The 19,279-nt window shown below is 44.1% G+C and carries 10 protein-coding genes and 1 tRNA gene; all 11 read right to left on the bottom strand.

Going from position 1 to position 19,279, the window contains the following annotated elements; translation table 11 throughout:
- Positions 1–15 precede the first annotated feature (15 nt).
- The 11 genes from BN8908_RS02260 to BN8908_RS02205 all read right to left on the bottom strand — a co-directional run bounded on the left by BN8908_RS02260 (position 16) and on the right by BN8908_RS02205 (position 19,244).
- The gene (locus BN8908_RS02260) at positions 16–1,497 is read right to left on the bottom strand and encodes an SUMF1/EgtB/PvdO family nonheme iron enzyme (RefSeq protein ID WP_021986961.1); all 1,482 of its coding nucleotides are present in this window, start codon (positions 1,495–1,497) and stop codon (positions 16–18) included.
- Between the two features lies 1 nt (position 1,498).
- Positions 1,499–2,470 (bottom strand): glycoside hydrolase family 16 protein, encoded by a 972-nt coding sequence (locus BN8908_RS02255; RefSeq protein ID WP_161945849.1) that lies wholly within the window; start codon positions 2,468–2,470, stop codon positions 1,499–1,501.
- Between the two features lie 173 nt (positions 2,471–2,643).
- Entirely contained in the window at positions 2,644–3,483 is an 840-nt protein-coding gene (gene porN, locus BN8908_RS02250) for a type IX secretion system ring subunit PorN/GldN (protein WP_161945848.1), read from the bottom strand.
- Positions 3,484–3,497: 14 nt separating this feature from the next.
- Positions 3,498–5,036: a type IX secretion system motor protein PorM/GldM gene (gene porM / locus BN8908_RS02245; RefSeq protein ID WP_021988516.1), complete on the bottom strand. Its 1,539-nt coding sequence runs from the start codon at positions 5,034–5,036 to the stop codon at positions 3,498–3,500.
- A gap of 13 nt (positions 5,037–5,049) precedes the next feature.
- Positions 5,050–6,003, bottom strand: a complete 954-nt coding sequence (gene porL, locus BN8908_RS02240; protein WP_068688734.1) for a type IX secretion system motor protein PorL/GldL — start codon at positions 6,001–6,003, stop codon at positions 5,050–5,052.
- 13 nt (positions 6,004–6,016) lie between these two features.
- Entirely contained in the window at positions 6,017–7,336 is a 1,320-nt protein-coding gene (porK, locus tag BN8908_RS02235) for a T9SS ring complex lipoprotein PorK/GldK (RefSeq protein ID WP_068688733.1), read from the bottom strand.
- Between the two features lie 444 nt (positions 7,337–7,780).
- Positions 7,781–9,355: a hypothetical protein gene (locus BN8908_RS02230; protein WP_068688732.1), complete on the bottom strand. Its 1,575-nt coding sequence runs from the start codon at positions 9,353–9,355 to the stop codon at positions 7,781–7,783.
- Positions 9,356–9,359: 4 nt separating this feature from the next.
- Positions 9,360–10,892, bottom strand: coding sequence for a hypothetical protein (locus BN8908_RS02225; RefSeq protein WP_021987152.1), 1,533 nt, complete (start codon positions 10,890–10,892; stop codon positions 9,360–9,362).
- 4 nt (positions 10,893–10,896) lie between these two features.
- Entirely contained in the window at positions 10,897–17,949 is a 7,053-nt protein-coding gene (locus tag BN8908_RS02220; protein WP_068688731.1) for a T9SS type B sorting domain-containing protein, read from the bottom strand.
- Positions 17,950–18,528: 579 nt separating this feature from the next.
- Positions 18,529–18,602, bottom strand: a tRNA-Pro gene (locus tag BN8908_RS02210).
- 54 nt (positions 18,603–18,656) lie between these two features.
- On the bottom strand, positions 18,657–19,244 hold the full coding sequence (locus BN8908_RS02205) for a TetR/AcrR family transcriptional regulator (protein ID WP_161945847.1): 588 nt from the start codon (positions 19,242–19,244) through the stop codon (positions 18,657–18,659).
- Between the last annotated feature and the right edge of the window lie 35 nt (positions 19,245–19,279).

The following is a 19,279-nucleotide window of genomic DNA, read 5'->3' as shown; positions in this document are numbered from 1 at the left end:
ACCCTATAATTTCTGTTATTTGTAACCTATTTGACTCATTGCACACCGGAAACCGATGTCATTGGCGGCTTTTTTCTGATTAAGATACCGACGGCCTCCCGGAGAAAGCCAATACGTTCCGTCTTTCCAGGAACCTCCTTTGTAAACACGGGCTTCATCATTCAACAATGTCGTAACTTCTTTCTGATTGGCATAATACATTTCAGAAGTTCCCCGATCCATGCCCGACTTCCAATCAATTTCATTTGAAATCCGGGACTGTAAATCTCCGTCCCGATAATTCCGGTTATCAGCAATTCTGTAATTTTCCCGGTTTGCTAATTCAACATCTGTCTGATTACGATAACGGATGCGCCCCAAACTGTCCTTTTCAACTATATTTCCACTTCCGTCCGTCATGGGTACTTTAAATATATTTCCCCGAAAAGGGTTAAACTCCGCCATATCCTGAAAAGACAAAGGACGATATACATCGAACACCCATTCATTTACATTTCCGGCCATATCATATAATCCGAAATCATTCGGCCAGAAAGATTTTACCGGAGCCGTATAGCCCCATCCGTCATTTGCAAAACCAGCCACACCCATATAATCTCCCCGGGCACGCCTGAAATTTGCCATCATTTTTCCCCGGTGTTTTTTTTCGTCATTACGCACCCAACTACCGTTCCAGGGATAAATCCGCGTACCCGCCACTCTTTCGTCTTCTGTATTTCCGATCAAACCGTAAGCAGCATATTCCCATTCCGCCTCAGTAGGTAAACGATATGACGGTAACAATAATCCGTCCTCCCACTTTACAGGACGAGCCTCCCTGCCATTCCCCTTGTAATTTTTATAAACAGCACCTGCATACTGACCACTCAAATAAGCTTCCGTATTAAAATTATTTTCATCCTGCTGCCCTTCCGGATCATGCTTCAAAACCTTTTTATCGACCAGCATCTGTTCATTTACCCGGTCTGTACGCCATATACAATATTCAGTTGCCTGTTCCCAGGAAACTCCGACAACCGGATATTCAGCATAAGCAGGAAAACGCAAATAATTCTTTACCATGGGTTCATTGTATCCCAACTGATCCCTCCATACCAATGTATCAGGCAATGCCCTTTTAGCCACTTCCGGATAGTTGACATACACCCGCCCCAACCAATTCAGATATTCCAGCCAATCTATATTACGAACCTCCGTTTCATCCATATAAAAAGAAGCAACCGTAACCCGTCGTTGAATATTGTTATTTTCTCCCATCACATCTTCCTGCGTACGGCCCATCACAAACGTCCCGCCGGGAATAAAAATCAGACCGGGTCCTGCTTTTGTATGCTTTACCTTCGTGTATTCAATTCCGCCGTTTTCAGGATCATTATAAGCCCAGCCGGTAGTAGCCGATTTTTTCTTGCCAAACAGATTTTTCACTTTCTGACAGGAAGTCAGAGATAAAACACACAAGAGACATATAAGCCCTGCAACATATTTTTCTTTTCTCATATCAATCGAATTTATTCTTTGTATAAAAACGTACCCATTCCACCTTCATCATCTCTGGCAGACGAACTTCCCCCGGTTCCTCTGTCGTTCCCAGACTCAGACAAGCATACAAAGCAGGTGCATCGGGTAAATGTATCTTTAAGGTCTTCACTACACAATCGTTGATCTTCCAAATCATCCGGTCCTCCAGCCAATCAAAAGTAAAAATGTAAAACCCGGATTTCAGACGTACCTTCCTTTTCAATTGTTCCACATCTTGTTCCTCTCCCGGATTACCCAGAAAACATCCGGCTTCATAACCTTTGGAACCGAATTTTACGATATTGATGTGCGGATAAAACCGATCCCCTGTTAACCAAAAACAATAATCCAAAGAAGAATCAGCCGGTATTTCCAGTTTTACTTCAAAACGTCCCAGCTTCTGACGAAAAGACAAAGCTGTATTTACCATTCCGGAAGTATAGCCGTAATCTTTGGTTATAATACCCCAACGGGGATCCCAATATTTACCATTGATTTGCTGCTGACGAAATTCAAGATACAAGTGTCCTTCCCTGACTCTTACATTATCAGGAATAAACAGCTGAACATCTCTCCCTACACCATAGGTAGCCTGAAGAAAACGTTCTCCGGCATAATAACATGTAATCCATTTCGACCGCTCAAACGTGTTAAAATGGTCTTCAAAAGTCAGACTCCAGGAACGATACTGATAAAAAACCGGATCTTTTTTTAATTCGTAATAACGTCGCAACTCCGGGTCCTTTTTCAATCGGCGATATGCTCTCAAATCATGGAATGCTTCGCTCTCTTTCCATCTTTCGGCTTTACGTTTCCACGAAAATTTCCGCAATTGACGACAGCGTATATTGAAATCATCACTCCCTATTTTTTCTTCCAACTTCTGATACCGGTCTGGCAATCCGCTCGCCTTTAAAGCCGTAAAAAAACGGTGATCCTCTCTGAATTTCATTCGTTCGTTTTCAGCTTTCCGGGTAGAACGTATCCGAATCCGTCCGGGAAATAAAAATGGCCACATAAAGCAATCCAAAATTCTTAAAATTTATAAACCCCTCAAGTCACTTATCCCTCTGTATCTTCTATCGATTCTTTCTCATTGACAGTCAACACCCCGCTTTCAATCGGTTAGTATTCCCATAAATCCTGCTCGTAATTAAAAATTTCATCTCTAATCCGGTCAGACTCGAGTACGGCATCCATTCCGACGGCATAACTGCTGATCGTACGGTTATCGTATACATTAGACTCCTGAATGATCCGGGAACTGAAATAACGCTTCAGAAATATATCATCAAAGCTCAAACGAACCGCATCATTAGCCGAATTGAAAACCTTCTGCTTAGACAAAAGATCCCGGAATTCTCCGTAATCCACCCAGAACAACTGACTCTTCAAGATTCCGTCATAACTGTCCTCCTTCGTATATTCACGAACAGGACAAAGGGCGATGATACGGACCTCCAGACGGGAAGTCTTACGGTTTACATACCACAATTCCTTGATCAGCAAACGCTTTACCTCATCCGTATGAATCTCACCCTCTACAACAACCTTCTCCATCTCCCCGGTCACCGTATTGCGCTTCGTTATCGTATCGCTCTGACCGCCGAAACGGGAAAGAATCTCATCATAACTTACAGGGGTCTGCAACTCATCGTCCGCATAAGCCGTCTTAAAGGATTTCTGTATCCCCTTCAGCAACATATCAATCAAAGACATCCGGCCGTCCATCGGACGCGTCGGATAATACAAGGGAAGGTTCATCTTCTCGCGCAATACAAGTTCACGGATGATCGTACGGGCCCAGATTACATCAGAAGGATCGACATAAGGCAATACGATGGGAGCCTTTTCATCATGATCGGGATTCTTGATCACACTGTCAAAAAAAGTCTTCGAAGTCTGACCCGGGCAAAAAAAAGTACCTGCTAAAAGAAGCAGCAACGCCAACAAAATTTTTGTCATATACTTATTCATTATTAATCGATTTTGAATGAGATTGAAGGAAGCTTGCGCACCGAACCGTCAGGGCCTTTGACCATGATCTGCTCGATAACAAGGATCTGATTACGCTTCAGGTTACGGATCATCTTCAACTGCTCGCCAGTAAAGGAACCGCTGCGGGAAGACTGATCCTGGGCATAACCGTCGATAACGGTATACATGCTGAAACTCTGAACAATAAACTTCATATCGAAGTCGAAGTTCTCCATCTCAACATCCACTCCCCCGGCTGCAAGCAAAAGGTTCTTCTTGATCTTACCATCACGCTGACCACCCACCTTGGCTACAGGGTCAGGCACCTCTTTTACCCGGAATTCCTGCGTCTGTAATTTACGCTTCTGACCGTCGATCGTGGCAAAAACAGTGATCTCGCAATTACGGCCGGCAACCTTAGGACGAACGATATAGCTACCGTCAGAAGACTTCCGGATTTCACCGTTGCTGATCTGAGGCTCGATCACATCAGGGGACAAACCGGGAGCTGCAAGAGATACCGGATTATCGACTCCCACATAGAATACATTCATCTTCGTCGGGGAGATCACCACCGCAGGGTCTGCCACCTCGTATTCCATCGAAAACTCCCGCGGCAAGGTGGCACCCGAAGGAGAAACATAGTTGATTACACCCTTTAACCGATGGATGCCCACTTTCGTTGCCGACTCCGTATAGAGGCAATAATCTCCATTATACGATATGGAACGCCCGCCGACAATAACATCTGGACGCTGGGTCGTATCCACTGCTGCAAGCAGGATTCGTGCCTTAAAACGGTCGCCAGTAAGAACATAACGGGAGTCCGGAATAACAAGGGCTTCAAGTTTATTGAATTTAAAAGACTCCGCATCGATCGAAGAATAAAGGTAGCGGATCACATCCGATTCTGTACTCAATACATTAGCCTGGTAAAAAGTCAGCATTGTGACCACTCCCACAAGCGGGATGCCCTCGAATTTCGAAGACTCCCAGGATTTAAACTCTCCGTCGACGGCCTTAGGAGCCTCTGTATCCAGGTTATGACGGATGGATACACGCAGAAGGGAATCCTTAGGATGGATAAAACTAAGCGATTTCTCCTGAAAACGATTCAGCAGTTCACGTAACTTTTTACCCTCGCCCTCTGTGATCATCACCTGACCACCGATATCAAGATTATCACGAGCCTGGATGTGCATCACATCCCCCTCAGGACCATCGGCAAGCAATACCATCTTTTTCTTCAGTTCCTCTATAAACACAAAAATATCCGAAGAAAGAGACTTGATCTCCAGTGCCTTGGCTCGGATAGGGGCGACCTTAGTGGAATTAAGGTTGTAAGCCATATCGATCTCATTGTAAGCCTCCGCATTCTTTTTATAAAAACCGGAAACTGTAGAGGACATCTTCTCCTGCACTCGGGTAAAGGCATCCAGAACGTCTGCCGACACATTCAGAGCAAGCATCGCTGTCAGTACAAGATACATCATGCCGATCATCTTCTGCCTCGGCGTTTCGGGACAATTCTTCGTTGACATCTAATACCCTGCTTTAGTTATTATTGACCACACTCAACATGTTTCCGTAAACGGAATTAAGAGAAGCCACATTATGGGCCAGCTGCTGCGATTCCTGACGGAAGAGCTTCGTACTGTCAAGACCCAGAGAAACATGTTCAAGCATCTCTCCCATATCACTCTGCATTCCACGGAATGACTCAAGGCAAGCTTTGGTCTCATTCACCTGCAATTCGTAGAGCGCATTCAGGGCACTGATATTCTTGTTTACCGAAGACAACTGCTGGGCATAACCAGATGTCTGGGATTTCACCGTCTGCAACTGTTCCTCCATCATTCGGCTCAGGGAATCGAAGCCTGAGGCTGAAGCTCCCATCGTAGAGGCCAGTTTTTCGCAGTTGAGCCTGATCTGAGAAGTCAGACTATCCGCTGAATCATGTAAGATTTTATGAAGATCGCTGCAACCCGTGGAAAAAGTATTCAGGGATACCTCAAGCAATTCCCCGGCCTTCTCTGTCTTCTCGCCCAACTTCTCGAAAGAAGCCGCAGCCGTCGTTATTTTACGTGCAAAATCAGGAACGTTTACAGAAGCTTCGGCAAAATGATCGGCTGTCGCAACAAACTTATCGATCCCCTGACGAAGTTTATCCGCATCCGCATCGTCAAGACCCAGACTGACGCCGCTGACTCCACTTACAGGTGAAGCCGGAGATGAAAGACGGCCAGGACCGGGCTGATTTACGCCCAATTTCTCCCCACTCGTTCCAAGTTCGGGAAAGACACGGGCCCAATCGTAATGCTCCATAACGGGCTCGAAAGCCGAAAGAAAAAATATAAAAGCTTCAACAAGCATTCCCACTGTCAATACTATCCCTGCACCGGGAAAGTGCATAATCTTAAACAAAGCACCCACTATTACTGCAGTAGCACCCCAACCATAAATAAAACCGATAGCAGCCTTATAGGATTTACTTCTAAATAATTTCATAGAATATTATAATTTAAAATTCAATTTTTGTCCTGACAGTCCGGAATCCGATATAACTCCGGGCAGAATCCTGATATTCGTAAGTCCTTACCCCGCATTGCATATAATACGCCACATCTTTCCACGAACCACCCCGGATCACTTTACGCTTGAATATCCGACTATCTGTTTTAGCCGCTGTTTGATAATAATACGGACGCATATCATGTGTAACCTGATAAGCCGATTCATCGTAGGTATCATTAGTCCATTCCGCTACATTCCCGGCCATATCGTACAAACCGTAACCGTTGGGGGCATAAGTTCCGACAGGTACCGTAATACTACCGCCGTCGCCGATATAGTTTCCACGCATCGGTTTGAAATTCGCCATAAAACAACCTTTCTTATTCCGTGTATAATAGCTCCCCCAGGGATAAGTAGCACCACTCAAGCCACCACGGGCTGCATATTCCCACTCGGCCTCCGAAGGCAAACGCCAGTCCTGAACACGGTTGGAAGAGGCATTGTTGAACAAAGCAGTACGCCAGTGACAGAAAGCCTGCGCCTGATGCCAGTTAACGCCCACCACCGGATAATTATCATACCCCACATGTGAAAAATATTCCTTCACATAAGGCTCATTGTAGACATACGTGAAATCCTTCAGCCAGCACAAAGTATCCGGATAGATACGGACAGACTTGCGCATGATAAAAGACGAACGCCCCTTTACCGCTTCCCGTTCGCCATTGGCATTGATTACGGTTCCCCCTTTATAGATTCCGGTTTCCGGATTATAGAAACGGTCATTGGCAGCAGCCTGCTTAAAGTCATACCAACTGAACTTATACACCAGCTTCCGCACATCCAGTTCGCCGGCAACAATCCGGTCGTCCCCGGCGTAATTCATCCCTTCCAGAAGTTCCTTATATTCTTCATTCTTTTTTCCGTCAATACGCATTCTTCTGTCCAAAACAGGCGGCTCCAATACATTGCCTTTCCGGTCTTTCATCAGGAATTCTTCATACCCTTCATCTACCAGCCGTTGTCTTTTCATCGAATCCAGTACGGAATAAACGAATTGACGGTATTCGTCATTGGTGATCTCCGTCTCATCCATCCAGAAAGCTGCCAACGACACCGTACGTTGCGGAGCAGACATCGACCAGGCAATATCCTCATCATTGTTTCCGATAACAAAACTCCCGGTAGGAATTAATACCATCCCATAAGGATCAGGCTCAAACCATCTTTTTACTTTACGGGCTCCTACCAATTCTCCATCATTTTTAAAAGAAGAACAAGAAGCAACTATTCCAATAACAATACAAAAAATAATACGTCGATACATATGTTATTTTATTTAAAAGCGTTCATATAAATTATAAATTTTAGACTGTAAATTTTAAATGACTTGCAATCTGCTTCGTTATCAGTTTTTTTAATTCAAAATCTGCAACTAAAACGTTCCTTTTTATTGGTCAAAGGTTTACACCACCAATAACATCTGCCATCCTTGCAGACATGTTACCCTTTCTCCATTTACAAACAGACTTTTCTTACTTAATTTATATCTGAAAGTCAGATATATATATCCTATTTTTCTGTTTCTCAAACATGTAACTTATCATTTATCGTCACTTGTTTGTCTTTATATCTGTTCGTTAGTCTTCAATTTAGATCAACTAAAATTAAGGAACGTTTTAATTGTAAATTTTAATCGATGATTTTAAAATAAACACATAATCCGGCCCTACGAAAAAAGAAAATCGTAAATCACAACTGAATAAACCTTTTAATCGAACACCACTCCCCCCATATCAACCCGGGCTTCCAAATTCAACCTCAGAGTAAGCCTGGATATCGCATCTATGACTGCAGTTTTACCGGGTGTAGATTTGGCTACAATCTTTAAAACAATCCGTTTGGATTTAGCCAAATATCGTAAATTTTTTTCATTAAATGCAATTAAAATACTTCCGTTTGCAGGACCGGCTTCATTAGCTGCCGGAAAAACAAGATCGGGATTTTCATTCGCAATACGATCAAGCAAACCATTATTCCCATCCAATAGTAACACTTCCGGAATACCAAATTCCATTTGAATCCCGTTCTCCCCTACCATTCTCAACCGGGCTTCCAATATTTTGTCAGCATTCTTCAGATTCAGATCACGGATTGTATCATAATAGACCAACTCTGTAGCGGAAAGCTCCAAAGGTATTTTCAAAGTCAGATCAAAAATAAGCTTACCTCCCGCATACAGCCACATCTCTCCTCCGCCATAACGAAGTTCTCCTCCGCCATATTCAATCTTGTTTCCGGACCATACATCAGTAAATTCCTGTATATTAGAATTTGAAATATCATAAGAAAAATTATTACAAACTTCATTTACATTTTGATTTTCTCCTGCAAACCCAAAAACTTCATCTGTTTGTAACATTTTCCCGGCATTTACAGCTGTAAAAACCATCGGTCGCAGATAAAAATCAGCCCCTAAACCTTTCGTCCGGGCAGTAATCTGCAACTCAGGCCGTACAAACTCAAAATCCCCGGAAAGATCATTGAGCAAAGCAATTTCCGGTATAAAACTTTTCTGTGGTAACGGTATTTCAGCGGAGGGTAAAAACAAATTCACATTTTTATAATCTACTCCAGCCGTCGCAATATCGATCAAAACATTTTGATTATTCTGCATTTGAGCAATATCCGTCACTTTCAATACAAAAGTCAAGGGAACAATATCGGAACCGTTGAGCACAGCTTTCAGATTAGGGACTTCCGTTGAATAAAAAGTAGTCGGCTTTCCCGGTGTTAAAGTCAAAGGAATTGCAATTTTATCCCCGGTTTCCAATGAATACAGATTTTCACAAACTACGGTTAACGTCCCGCCAATATTGGCGTTATTCATCACAATAAACGTCATCGATTTAATAGAAAGCGTAGCCTCCCGGATAGAAACTTCCGGTAACAGTTGTTCTAACTGGAAAGGTACACGCAACGTATCGTAATAAGGATTTTGTACAGTTCCTTTTCCGGCATCAATATAAGAACGATTGATCGGAAAACTACCGTTAAAAAACATATCTTCTGCTTTCATCGAATACAAATCATCCACTTCTATGGTATAGATTTCAGGACGTTTGTATTCGATCAACAACTGCCCGTTCTCATCCTTTTTCAGAGTTGCACTATCTGAAGCGCTTTCTTTGAGAAGATCCCACATAGAGAAATCTCCCCGCGCCAATACAAATGAAAAAGTCGGTTCCCACCCTTGGGGTTTATCCATTTTATCAAAATCCAGCAGATCCCGGTCTCCGCAGCTACAGCACAAACATATGCTTACAATCACAAAAACAATTCTCATCTTATCAATTGTGTTTCGTTTCACCTAATAAAGAATAATTCAATTTCAAAACGGCATCTTGCCGAATACCCAATACATCTACAGAAAGGGAAACTCCCACAATCCCAATACCATAAGTGGCTCCGGTTATTTTTTCCAACATCTCCGGAGTAATCGTCCGGCTTATCGTTCTTCCGCTTATCAATGATTCGTTCCAGTCTACCTTTTCCAGCATATTTCCTGCTCCATCATAAAATTCCAACCGATACAACGACATAGTAAAAGGAATATCTGTAGTCGGCGTCACCGTCAGCTGAGCCGCAGAAAACTCTTTCCCGCTAAAGTCAAACCCTTCCAGCGTATCCCGGTACAACAAAGCGTTCCCTTTCATCACCATAGGCACTTCAATATACGAATCCACCTGTGATAACCCGTCCGCATAGATTACATTGTCTTCAGCAGGTCTGCCGTTCGGATTAAACCGAATCGTACCGTTATAGTCGATATTCCCGTGAGGAGGTAAAGAAAGGAATTCGACCAGATTGGAATTATCGGGTGTAAATACAAAAGTATCTACTCGCAAAACATTTTCCGTATTTGCCTCAAAAGCCATCTCTTCGTAACTTCTCAATTCCACACTCCGGGTACCGGCCACATTCGTCGCATGTAATCTTAAATCATCCACTTCGGCAGGTAACCCCAGCCCTTTATTGCGAACGATCAAATAATACCTCGGAGAAGCAATATCGAAGGCATTGGATAAATTCGCCAGGACATCCAGATTCATTTTCAAATTGTTGCTATCCAATTGCAAAGGAGGTATCGGGAAATAACCGACCGCTTTCTCCAGTTTCATATTCAGCGACTTTATAAATAAATAAATCGTCTGGGGTTCAAATAAAACAGCTTTAGCAGCAATAACGACACGCGTTTCCACTTCCAGTAAATTTCCTTTCGATAAATCGATATCAAACTCTTTCGTCACCTTACGCCGGATTCCTTTCTGATTGTCTTTATTTACAACCTCACTGATCTTCAACGCCTCCCGGGTTCCGCGCACAAAAATATTTTTCAGAGTTATCTCTACCCGGTATTCAAAACCGGTATAAGGAAACACATATTCCAAATCAGCTACATCCTCCATATGCTTGATATTTACGCCCTGCGGAATTGTCGTCAGCCAAATCGTATCCAAATGCCGGAACTTGACTTCCTTTTCCAAAGGTACCCCGAATTCGATGCCACTGGTGGCATCCACCTGAAAATAAGGAGCATGAAGCAATGTATCCGCACTGATATTATATAAAGCCACTGCGGGAATAGTAAGTGCATTCTCCTGTAAATACTGTAAGGTTATATGTATTTCTTCTCCACCCTCAGACGATTGAGGTTCTCCCTTTCCAATCAAATCCCACACAGAAATGGTATTATCGCCCAAAGAAATCAAGGCGTCCGGTTTAAAATCCGGGTCCGGAATATTTTCTGTCACCGGAGAACAGCCGTTCAGGATACCCATAAACAGCCCAATACACCCCATAATAAAAATATACCTTTTCATCTCGTTATTTTATTAAAGTTACAGTCCCCCTCCCCAAGCGTTTACCATTATTAAAAGCAACCCATACATAAGTGCCGACATCACATTTCTTTCCGTTAAAAGTACCGTTCCATCCTCCGTTAAATCCGATCTCATTTGTCTTAAAAATCAACTCACCCCACCGGTTATAAATATACATCTCGAAATCACCGATAAAATTTACCTCCTTCAAATAAAAGCGGGAATTTTCACCGTGACTCTCCGGGAGAAAAGCGTTGGGAGCATAAATACCTTCTATAAAAGTAAGCCTTGCCGTATCCGTGACCGTACAACCGATATTATCCGTTACCCTCACCCAATATTCTCCCTCACGTTCGGCGATATAGACAATAACTGCACTACCGTCCTGCCACACAATATCGTAAGGTCCGTAATCCGGATTCAACTCTAACGGTAATTCCAAACGGTGTCCGCGCAAAAGGAAAGTATCGACCAGATTTGTCTCCGGTAGCGAACGTACCGTATACACAGCTGTTCCTTCACATCCAAACTCATCTTTTACCCACAAGGTATCGGTTCCCACCTGGGTTATCAAGCGTTGTGGCAAAGTGTAACCGTCACTCCAATTAAAATCAATATAACCCGATTGATCCACCCGGATAGAATCACCCAAACAAATTTCACGATCAGCCACATCAGGCCCGGTAGACAAAGTTACCCCAACCGAATCTTCTCCGGTACAACCGAACACATCATACACCTCCACAACAAACACATTCTTTCCCGGAAACATATCCGATACTTTTCCGGAATAATCAGCTTGAAGCTCGACCTGATCAGCCGGCAACCAAGCCATTCGGTCAAAATAGGAGGTAATGTACTGCGCATTCAATGTCAAATCTACAGGTTCCTCCCCGCAGTTACCAATAACGGTATCCCGCATTGCCGTTACCCGGGGCAAATAAACCACCCGAATACGCGTATAATCCGAAGCCTCGCAATCATAGGCATCCGTTACCGTCGCTTCATAATACACATGCTCTGCATCGGCTTCTTCCGGAACAAACAAAGGATTCAAAAGATCGGTCGTATCTAAATACAATCCGCTTCCTTTCCAGGTAATCGTTCCAGGGGTATGCGAAGCCACAGCCAAAGTCAGCGGACGGCAGACCCCGGTCGTATCATTCCGCTTAGCCAACCGGATTTTCGGTTCCACATCGATATCCAACCGCTGAAGCGCTTCATTGCTGCAACGGGTCAAGGGATCGGTATAGACGTACTTTACCTCATATCTCTTATCTTTCACATAAAAACCGAGTGCATGAATCGTATCTCCCTCCGAAACAAAAGCACCTCCCAACGGCCATGCCCTGTTCAATACCAGAGAATCAATACAATAACCGACCGTTTCCGGTAAATCCAGCCATACCTCCGGAAGTGAAACATATCCGACAGCTAAAGTAGAACGGGCAGAACATCCCGTATTCCGGGAAACAGCCGTTACAGTAACGGCAGCCCCGTCTTCACCGTTCCAATACACCTCTACCTGCGGTTTCCCCGCCTGCGAACGAATCATTCCTTTATTTAACTGCCAATTCCACATCAATTCGTCGGTCTGCGGACTTACAGCCGTATATTCCTGCAAATAACTTTCTGCCGATCGGCAGATTAACACCGCTCCATCAACAGCCACTTTCGGTAACTCCAACACACTTACCCGGAAAGAACAGGTATCGGTTCCTCCTTTACCCTCTACAACACATGAAATTTTAATTGCCTTATCCACATTCCTCAATGTATATTCATTATGCCGGGAAGAAGCCATCAAACGCCCTTCGGCATACCATCTGTATATCAGATTCGTACCTATAGCATCCACCCTCAATGTTGTATCGCTGCTGCGGCATACGCCCACAGTGTTATCCATAGGAGAGATAATCACCGTTTTTTGAGTCACTTTCAGACGGGAAGTAGCTGAAACCCGGCTACACTTATTCTCTATTGTCACCCTATATACCCCGGCATCTTCAAATTTTACCGGCAAAAATTGTAAAGATGTTCCTTTCTGAGGAAGCGCAACTGTATCATCCTTTTGCCAGCCATAAAATATAACATCACCTCCCGCTTCTACTTTAATCCGGTGTTCAAAACCTTCAGTCACCGTTGTATCCTTGGGGGAGATCGAAATAAGTTTCGGCACCTCGATCATAGCCAGGCGCAATTCAAACAACGTATCGCGTACATGCAACGTATCCCCGCCATCTATAGGACATCCCCGGTATTTGATCACACATCGGTAAAGTCCGGTATCCACAGGCGTTGCTTCTTTAATCTTGAATAAAGCAGAAGTCATATCACTCTCTATTTCAATTTCTGTTCCCCCTTCCACCTTTTTCCAAAGGTAAGAAACCGGTTCTCCACCGTAACATCCGTAAGGCACAAGCTCTGCAGCGTAAGCATAATTACTTCCTTCGCATATTGTATCCGCCTCACCTCCCAAAATGGGTACATGGATATAATCCCCGATTCTCAATAAGAAAGAAACAGAATCAATCCCACAATCCCCTTCTGCTTTCGCCTGATAAACTACATCCCGTACAACAGACTCCACATCCGGTATATTCAACACCGAATCGCGGCCGATCACGTTTTCTTCCTTCTTCCATTCAAAGGTATTATGAACCCCTTCGGTAATGATAAACAACTGCAAAGAATCATTCATAGAAACATACTTATCGGGCGAACGTCCGGTGATCCGGGTTTGCGGCTTCACCTTCAGTTCAAACTCCGCGTCTTCCGTACCGCAAACGGAAGAAATAGAACAGGTATAAATTCCGCCTTCCCAAGCCTCAATATCGCTAAGGACAAGCAAAGAATCCATAGTTCCCACATCGGTTCCGGTCTTCTGCCAACGGTATTCAACATGAGTCCCGTCCGCCTGCACTCCAAATACAACCGTCTCTCCGATACAGGCTTCTATATAGGCTGGCGTCACCAAACTAAATTCAAGAGGTTGTAAAATAGTCAGCCGGACCGTCTTTTCAACCGTCCCGCATGTATTACCGATCCGGCAAGTATATTCTCCGGCATCTCGTTCTTCTACATTATCTAATTTCAATACAGCATCCGTTCCGACCTGATTTCCGTTAAAAAACCAGGTATAACTCATACCCGGATAACCGCCACCGACAGTAAATTTCACATCTGAAAACAAACAGACTGCCGTATCGGAACTGATTGTCAACCGATCCAGCTCCTCATTTAACGACAAATTCACCGCCGCCACTCTTTCATGTTTACAAATATCACGGGCAATAACCTGGTAACTTCCCGTCTTAGCCATTGTCACATCTTCAACGATAATTATTGCTGTATCTGCTGTAAATCTTCCCGGCCCCATCCATGAATACACCACCTCCGTTCCGGGCATAGCCGCCTCAAAACGGGCTACACTTCCCTCACATACAAAAGCATCCGCCGGACTGACTGTCAACGGACCGGGTTCATTATATACGCCGATACCGATACTATCTTTCAAAACCGAACATCCCCGCGGACTCTCGATCTGAAAGACATAGCGTCCCCGGTCTGCCGTCGTTATCGGATCAAGCGGAACTTCCGGTGTCGTAAAAATCCGCCCGTCCGGAAAAGTCCAGATCCAACGGGCACCGTCCAGATTTACCCGGGCCCAAAGCGTCACGTCCTTCTCTCCGATACAGGCAGCCAAATTCGGAGTTCTGCTTACTAATTCCAGGTCTTTTTCGACATCCACACGGACATATAATGTATCGGTTCCACAACGACTGCTTACCACACAACGATATTGCCCCGTCGCGTCCTGTGAAACACTTCCGTTGCGGTAAACAGCCGCATCCGGAGCACTCCATTCACCGGCAACAGGCCCACCCCAGGCATATACGACACTATCGCCGCTAGCTTCCACCTTTAACTCCGCAGCATTTCCTTTACACAAAGTCAAATCAGCCGGTCTGTTTAATATCTTCAATCCTTTCCGGACCGTTAACCGCACCGTATCCCGGTCTTCACCGCAATGAGCAGACACTTTACATACGTATTGTCCCGCATCACTCAGAGTTACATCGCGGATAATATGCTGTTCTACAGTCGTTCCCAAAAGCAGTCCTTCATGCCGCCATTCGAACATATAATTCCCGGCATTGGCATTCACAGCCGCCGACATATTCACACTCTCACCTTCACACAGGGTATCCGCAGCAGGAGTCACAGACAACACCGGATTCTCATAAACTGTAGCTGTCAAACGCAAAGTCGCCGTTCCGCATGTACCGGCAATCGTACAGGTATATACACCGGCTGTTGCAGTCGTTACATCCGACAAAACCAAAGCCTTCGTATTACTCACCTCCCGTCCGTCCGGCCCTTTCCAACTATACACCAAATTAGCCGTCTGCGTACAACCGGCCGGACGCAATGCAGCCGTATAAGAATAAGCCGAACCGACACAAAGGAAAACCTGCTGATCAGCCGTTACCTCATTAAAATCCCCTACGTTCAGACGGATAGTAGCCTCCGCCCTTCCGCAGCGACCGGTTACCGTACAAATATAAGTCCCGGCATTCTCAAGCGTCACGGCATCATACACCAAAGAAGGATCCCCTAATCCGACATTTCCGCCCCCCACTTTTCTCCATTGATAAGTCAAATCAGAACCTTCAGCCCGTACAAACATATTCACATTTGCTCCGGGGGTAACGTAAAAATCATCACTCTTACCGGTAATAACAGTCGTTTTATGTACAACCAATACATATCTTAAAATCTTACTCTCTCCGCAAGGAGACGATACTACACATTCAAACACACCGTCATCCGCGGCAGTTGCCGCCGCAATCACATAGGACCGGTCAGCCGTTCCAACCTGTACACCGTTTCTCATCCACACATAATGCTCCTCCGGTCTGACCGTTACCGTAAACTCTACCCGCTCCCCCTCGCACACCTCCAAAGGCCGATCCGGAGCCTCTACCGATACCGGAGGATAAAGCGACACATGGGTTTGCAAATCAATATGATTTCCACAAACAGAAGTCAGACGGCAAACATACAAACCTGTATCCTGGGCCCGGATCCGATTTAAAGTCAATACCGACGATAACACTTTCCTACCGGTAGGAGTCGTCCATTCATACTTCAAACCGTTCACTCCACCTACTACCCGTAATTCCCCGTTTTCTCCCAAACACACGTTCAAATCACCGGAAATCACCGGCGAACCGAACTCCTCTATCACGGTTATATTTATAGAATCAGTCAGACTGTTTCCACAATCATCGGTCACCGTCAACCGGTAAAATCCGCTCTGCTCTTTCCGGAAAGCATCTATTTTCAATACTTTGACAGCAGAAACAAAGCCATGAGGTCCTTCCCAACTCCACACCAGATTTTCTCCTCCCCTGGCTTCCGGGGAAACCGTCACATTCGAGTTTTCACATACCGTACGTTCATCTTCAAGTGTCAGACTTTTCAATGTATCCTTCAAAAAAAGCTGAACCACAGGAGCAAGTGATTTCCGGCAAAGAGTATCATTTACAAAAAACGTATAGGTTATATCTGTTCCGTCCGGTATCGTCACTAAAGTATCCGAAAACTCCAAACGGATATTACCGGACTCCTGACCCCAAATCCAACTGAATATTGCAGGCCGGTTGATCTTTCCGGTCAAGGTCACTGAAGTCCCCGGACAATACGTGCCTCCTTTGGAAATTTCAACCACCTCGATATCCGGATAAACCCCTAATCGAGCAGAAACAAGGCGATTTCCGCATTTGCTGCTTACCGTACAGGTATATATTCCGCTATCGGCAGCTACAACCTGCTGTTTCAGATAACCGTCCGAATATTGACCTACCCAGTTCTGGGCTTGAGCCGGTTGGCTCCACTGATAACGCTCTGCATGTCCCTCCTTTACAACTACCCGCCAAAAAGCTTCGTTAGCACGACAAACGTCCAGATTATTCAACGGTTCCAATATCAACGAATCCTGAACAGCCAGCGTAAACCGTCCCGAACCTTCTCCGCAAACGCCACCGGAAACTTTACATTCGTAAACTCCGGAATCATCCCTTTTTACCTTATTCAACAACAAATTTAAAGTGTTTTTTCCATCCAGCTTAACCCCATCTTTATACCACTCATATACATTAGCCTCCCCATAGATAACAGGCTGAACGTTGACATCCGTCCCGGCACATACGTCCCGGTCGGCCATTTTATCCATATTAAAACGCGGAATCAATTGCAACGTTATCTTTCCGGTCAAATTCAATACGGGTGCAAAAACAAAATCGTCTACGGCAAAATCATTGCCGGAACGTTCTGTCGTCTGGTCAATCAATGTAATACAAGCATTCGTTCCCCAACCAACAGGAGCTTTCCACATTCTAAACAAAGAAGTCCAGTCGTTTTTTGGGGAAAAAGTTTCATACATTCCTCCTACAACATTATAATTATCGTCTTTCGAAATACTGAACTGAAACCGAGGTTTTGCTCCAGTAGAAACATTCATACCCCACACCGAAAAAGCATATTCCGTACCAGGCCGGATACCGGTAATATCTTGCTGCCATACTTTTGCATTTTTTAAAGGATGCCCGTTGATCACCATCATCTTTCCCTTCCCCGTCGTATGATCTTTCCGGTCAAAGAAATGAAAATGATAAGTATTCGAATTAGCAGCAAACTTAAAGACACCTTCCGGCCATAAAGCTCTATCCCCCCCAGCCGCAGTCCAGGTATAATCCGTTTTAAAAGGCAGAGAAGCCTGATTCGGAAACAGACCTCCCGGACCATCCGGAATCCCCTCGAAATCTCCGTATTGAATCAAATTATTTTTCATATCGAGATATTGGATAATCAGACGGTAGCTTGTCTCCCTCAAAGGCTGTACCGTCACAGAACGCCCCGTACTTATCATCACGGAGTCATTCGCACCCCTATACTCGAACCACTCATAAGTAAGCACTTTTCTTGCGGGTATTGAATCCGGACAGGTAAGCACTATTTTTTCACCGACGCAAATTTTCACATTTGCATCCATATGTACTTGAATTCTTGTATCCCCTTGTGCCGAAACGACAAGCCAGGCAAATAAAAATAAACAACTTAACCCTATCGTTCTATACATAAACACTACTTAATTCGTGAGACGACTATTGCTACACCCACTAAAAGATGACACTTATTTTTTACGATATAAAAGTAGAGCTTATACAAAAGACGATTGTTATACCAAAAAGACGGATTGTTGTAAATTTAAAACAGCCTTCTATCCAGGGGGCTAATTACCATTCAGCAGTAAATCAATATAATGGGAATATAGTCAAATTTAAAGGCAGAAGAAATTATATCAAAATATAAAACAATCCCTGTGAAAATACATCTAAAAAAGTTCTTAAAAATACAAAAATAACCAAATAAAACTTATAACCATATCCAATCCTTATACAACAAAGAGATTCATAACTACAACCTAAAACATTGGTAAAAAATTTCTGAAATGACTTAAAAACCATCGTTGGCCTTCCGGTTTAAACCTCAGTTTAAACAAAGTGTACAAAACCACAGAAAATCGCAGAAAAGAAAAAACCAGCTACGTTCGTAACTGGCTCTTTATCAGTCGGGGTGACAGGATTCGAACCTGCGACCCTCTGCTCCCAAAGCAGATGCGCTACCGGACTGCGCTACGCCCCGATTCTTGTTTTCGAGCCACAAAAGTAACAATAGAAATCAAAAATACAAAACAAATTATCTTTTTATGATTTCAAAAAATTCCCACAGTCCTTTCTCGATTTCATAAACCGTGTCCTGCCCCTCTTTCGTTGTGGCTATTATACCTCCCTGAACTATATATACGAAATGACGGGCCACAGATTCCATATTCAAGCCGCTGCGCAATTCGCCTTTGGCAAAACTGTTCAATAAAGCCGTTTTCCAAACGGCAAACCAATCTTCTTTGTTTTTTTTCAGTTGCCGGGCAAACGCCTCATCATGCTCCGCAGCCTGATAAAGCAAAAGGAAACCGTCTGCCACAGTCAACTGCCGTCCTGCTCCTGCCGGTAAACCCTGAAAGATATCGGTCAGGAAACGGGAAGCAAAAACAATCATTTCACCGATGGCATTCGCTTTTAAAACGTCCCGGTCCAATTGATAATAGCGGATAAATACATCCTGTACGATTTCGCCGAACAGGTCTTCTTTATTGCGAAAATAATGGTACAACAAACCACGGGCCATCTCTGTCGCCTTGCAAATATCCGAAACCGAAACGCCGTCGTACCCCTTTTCCAGCAACAAACACCACGTCTTTTCTTTAATCAGTTCTTTTGTTTTCATTATTGAACTATTGTTCATCAAAGATAAAAACGATA

This window comes from Culturomica massiliensis (genome assembly GCF_900091655.1).
GTDB lineage: Bacteria > Bacteroidota > Bacteroidia > Bacteroidales > Marinifilaceae > Culturomica > Culturomica massiliensis.
Note: the sequence above shows the minus strand (reverse complement) of the source record. Positions and strands in the feature narration are given on the sequence as shown.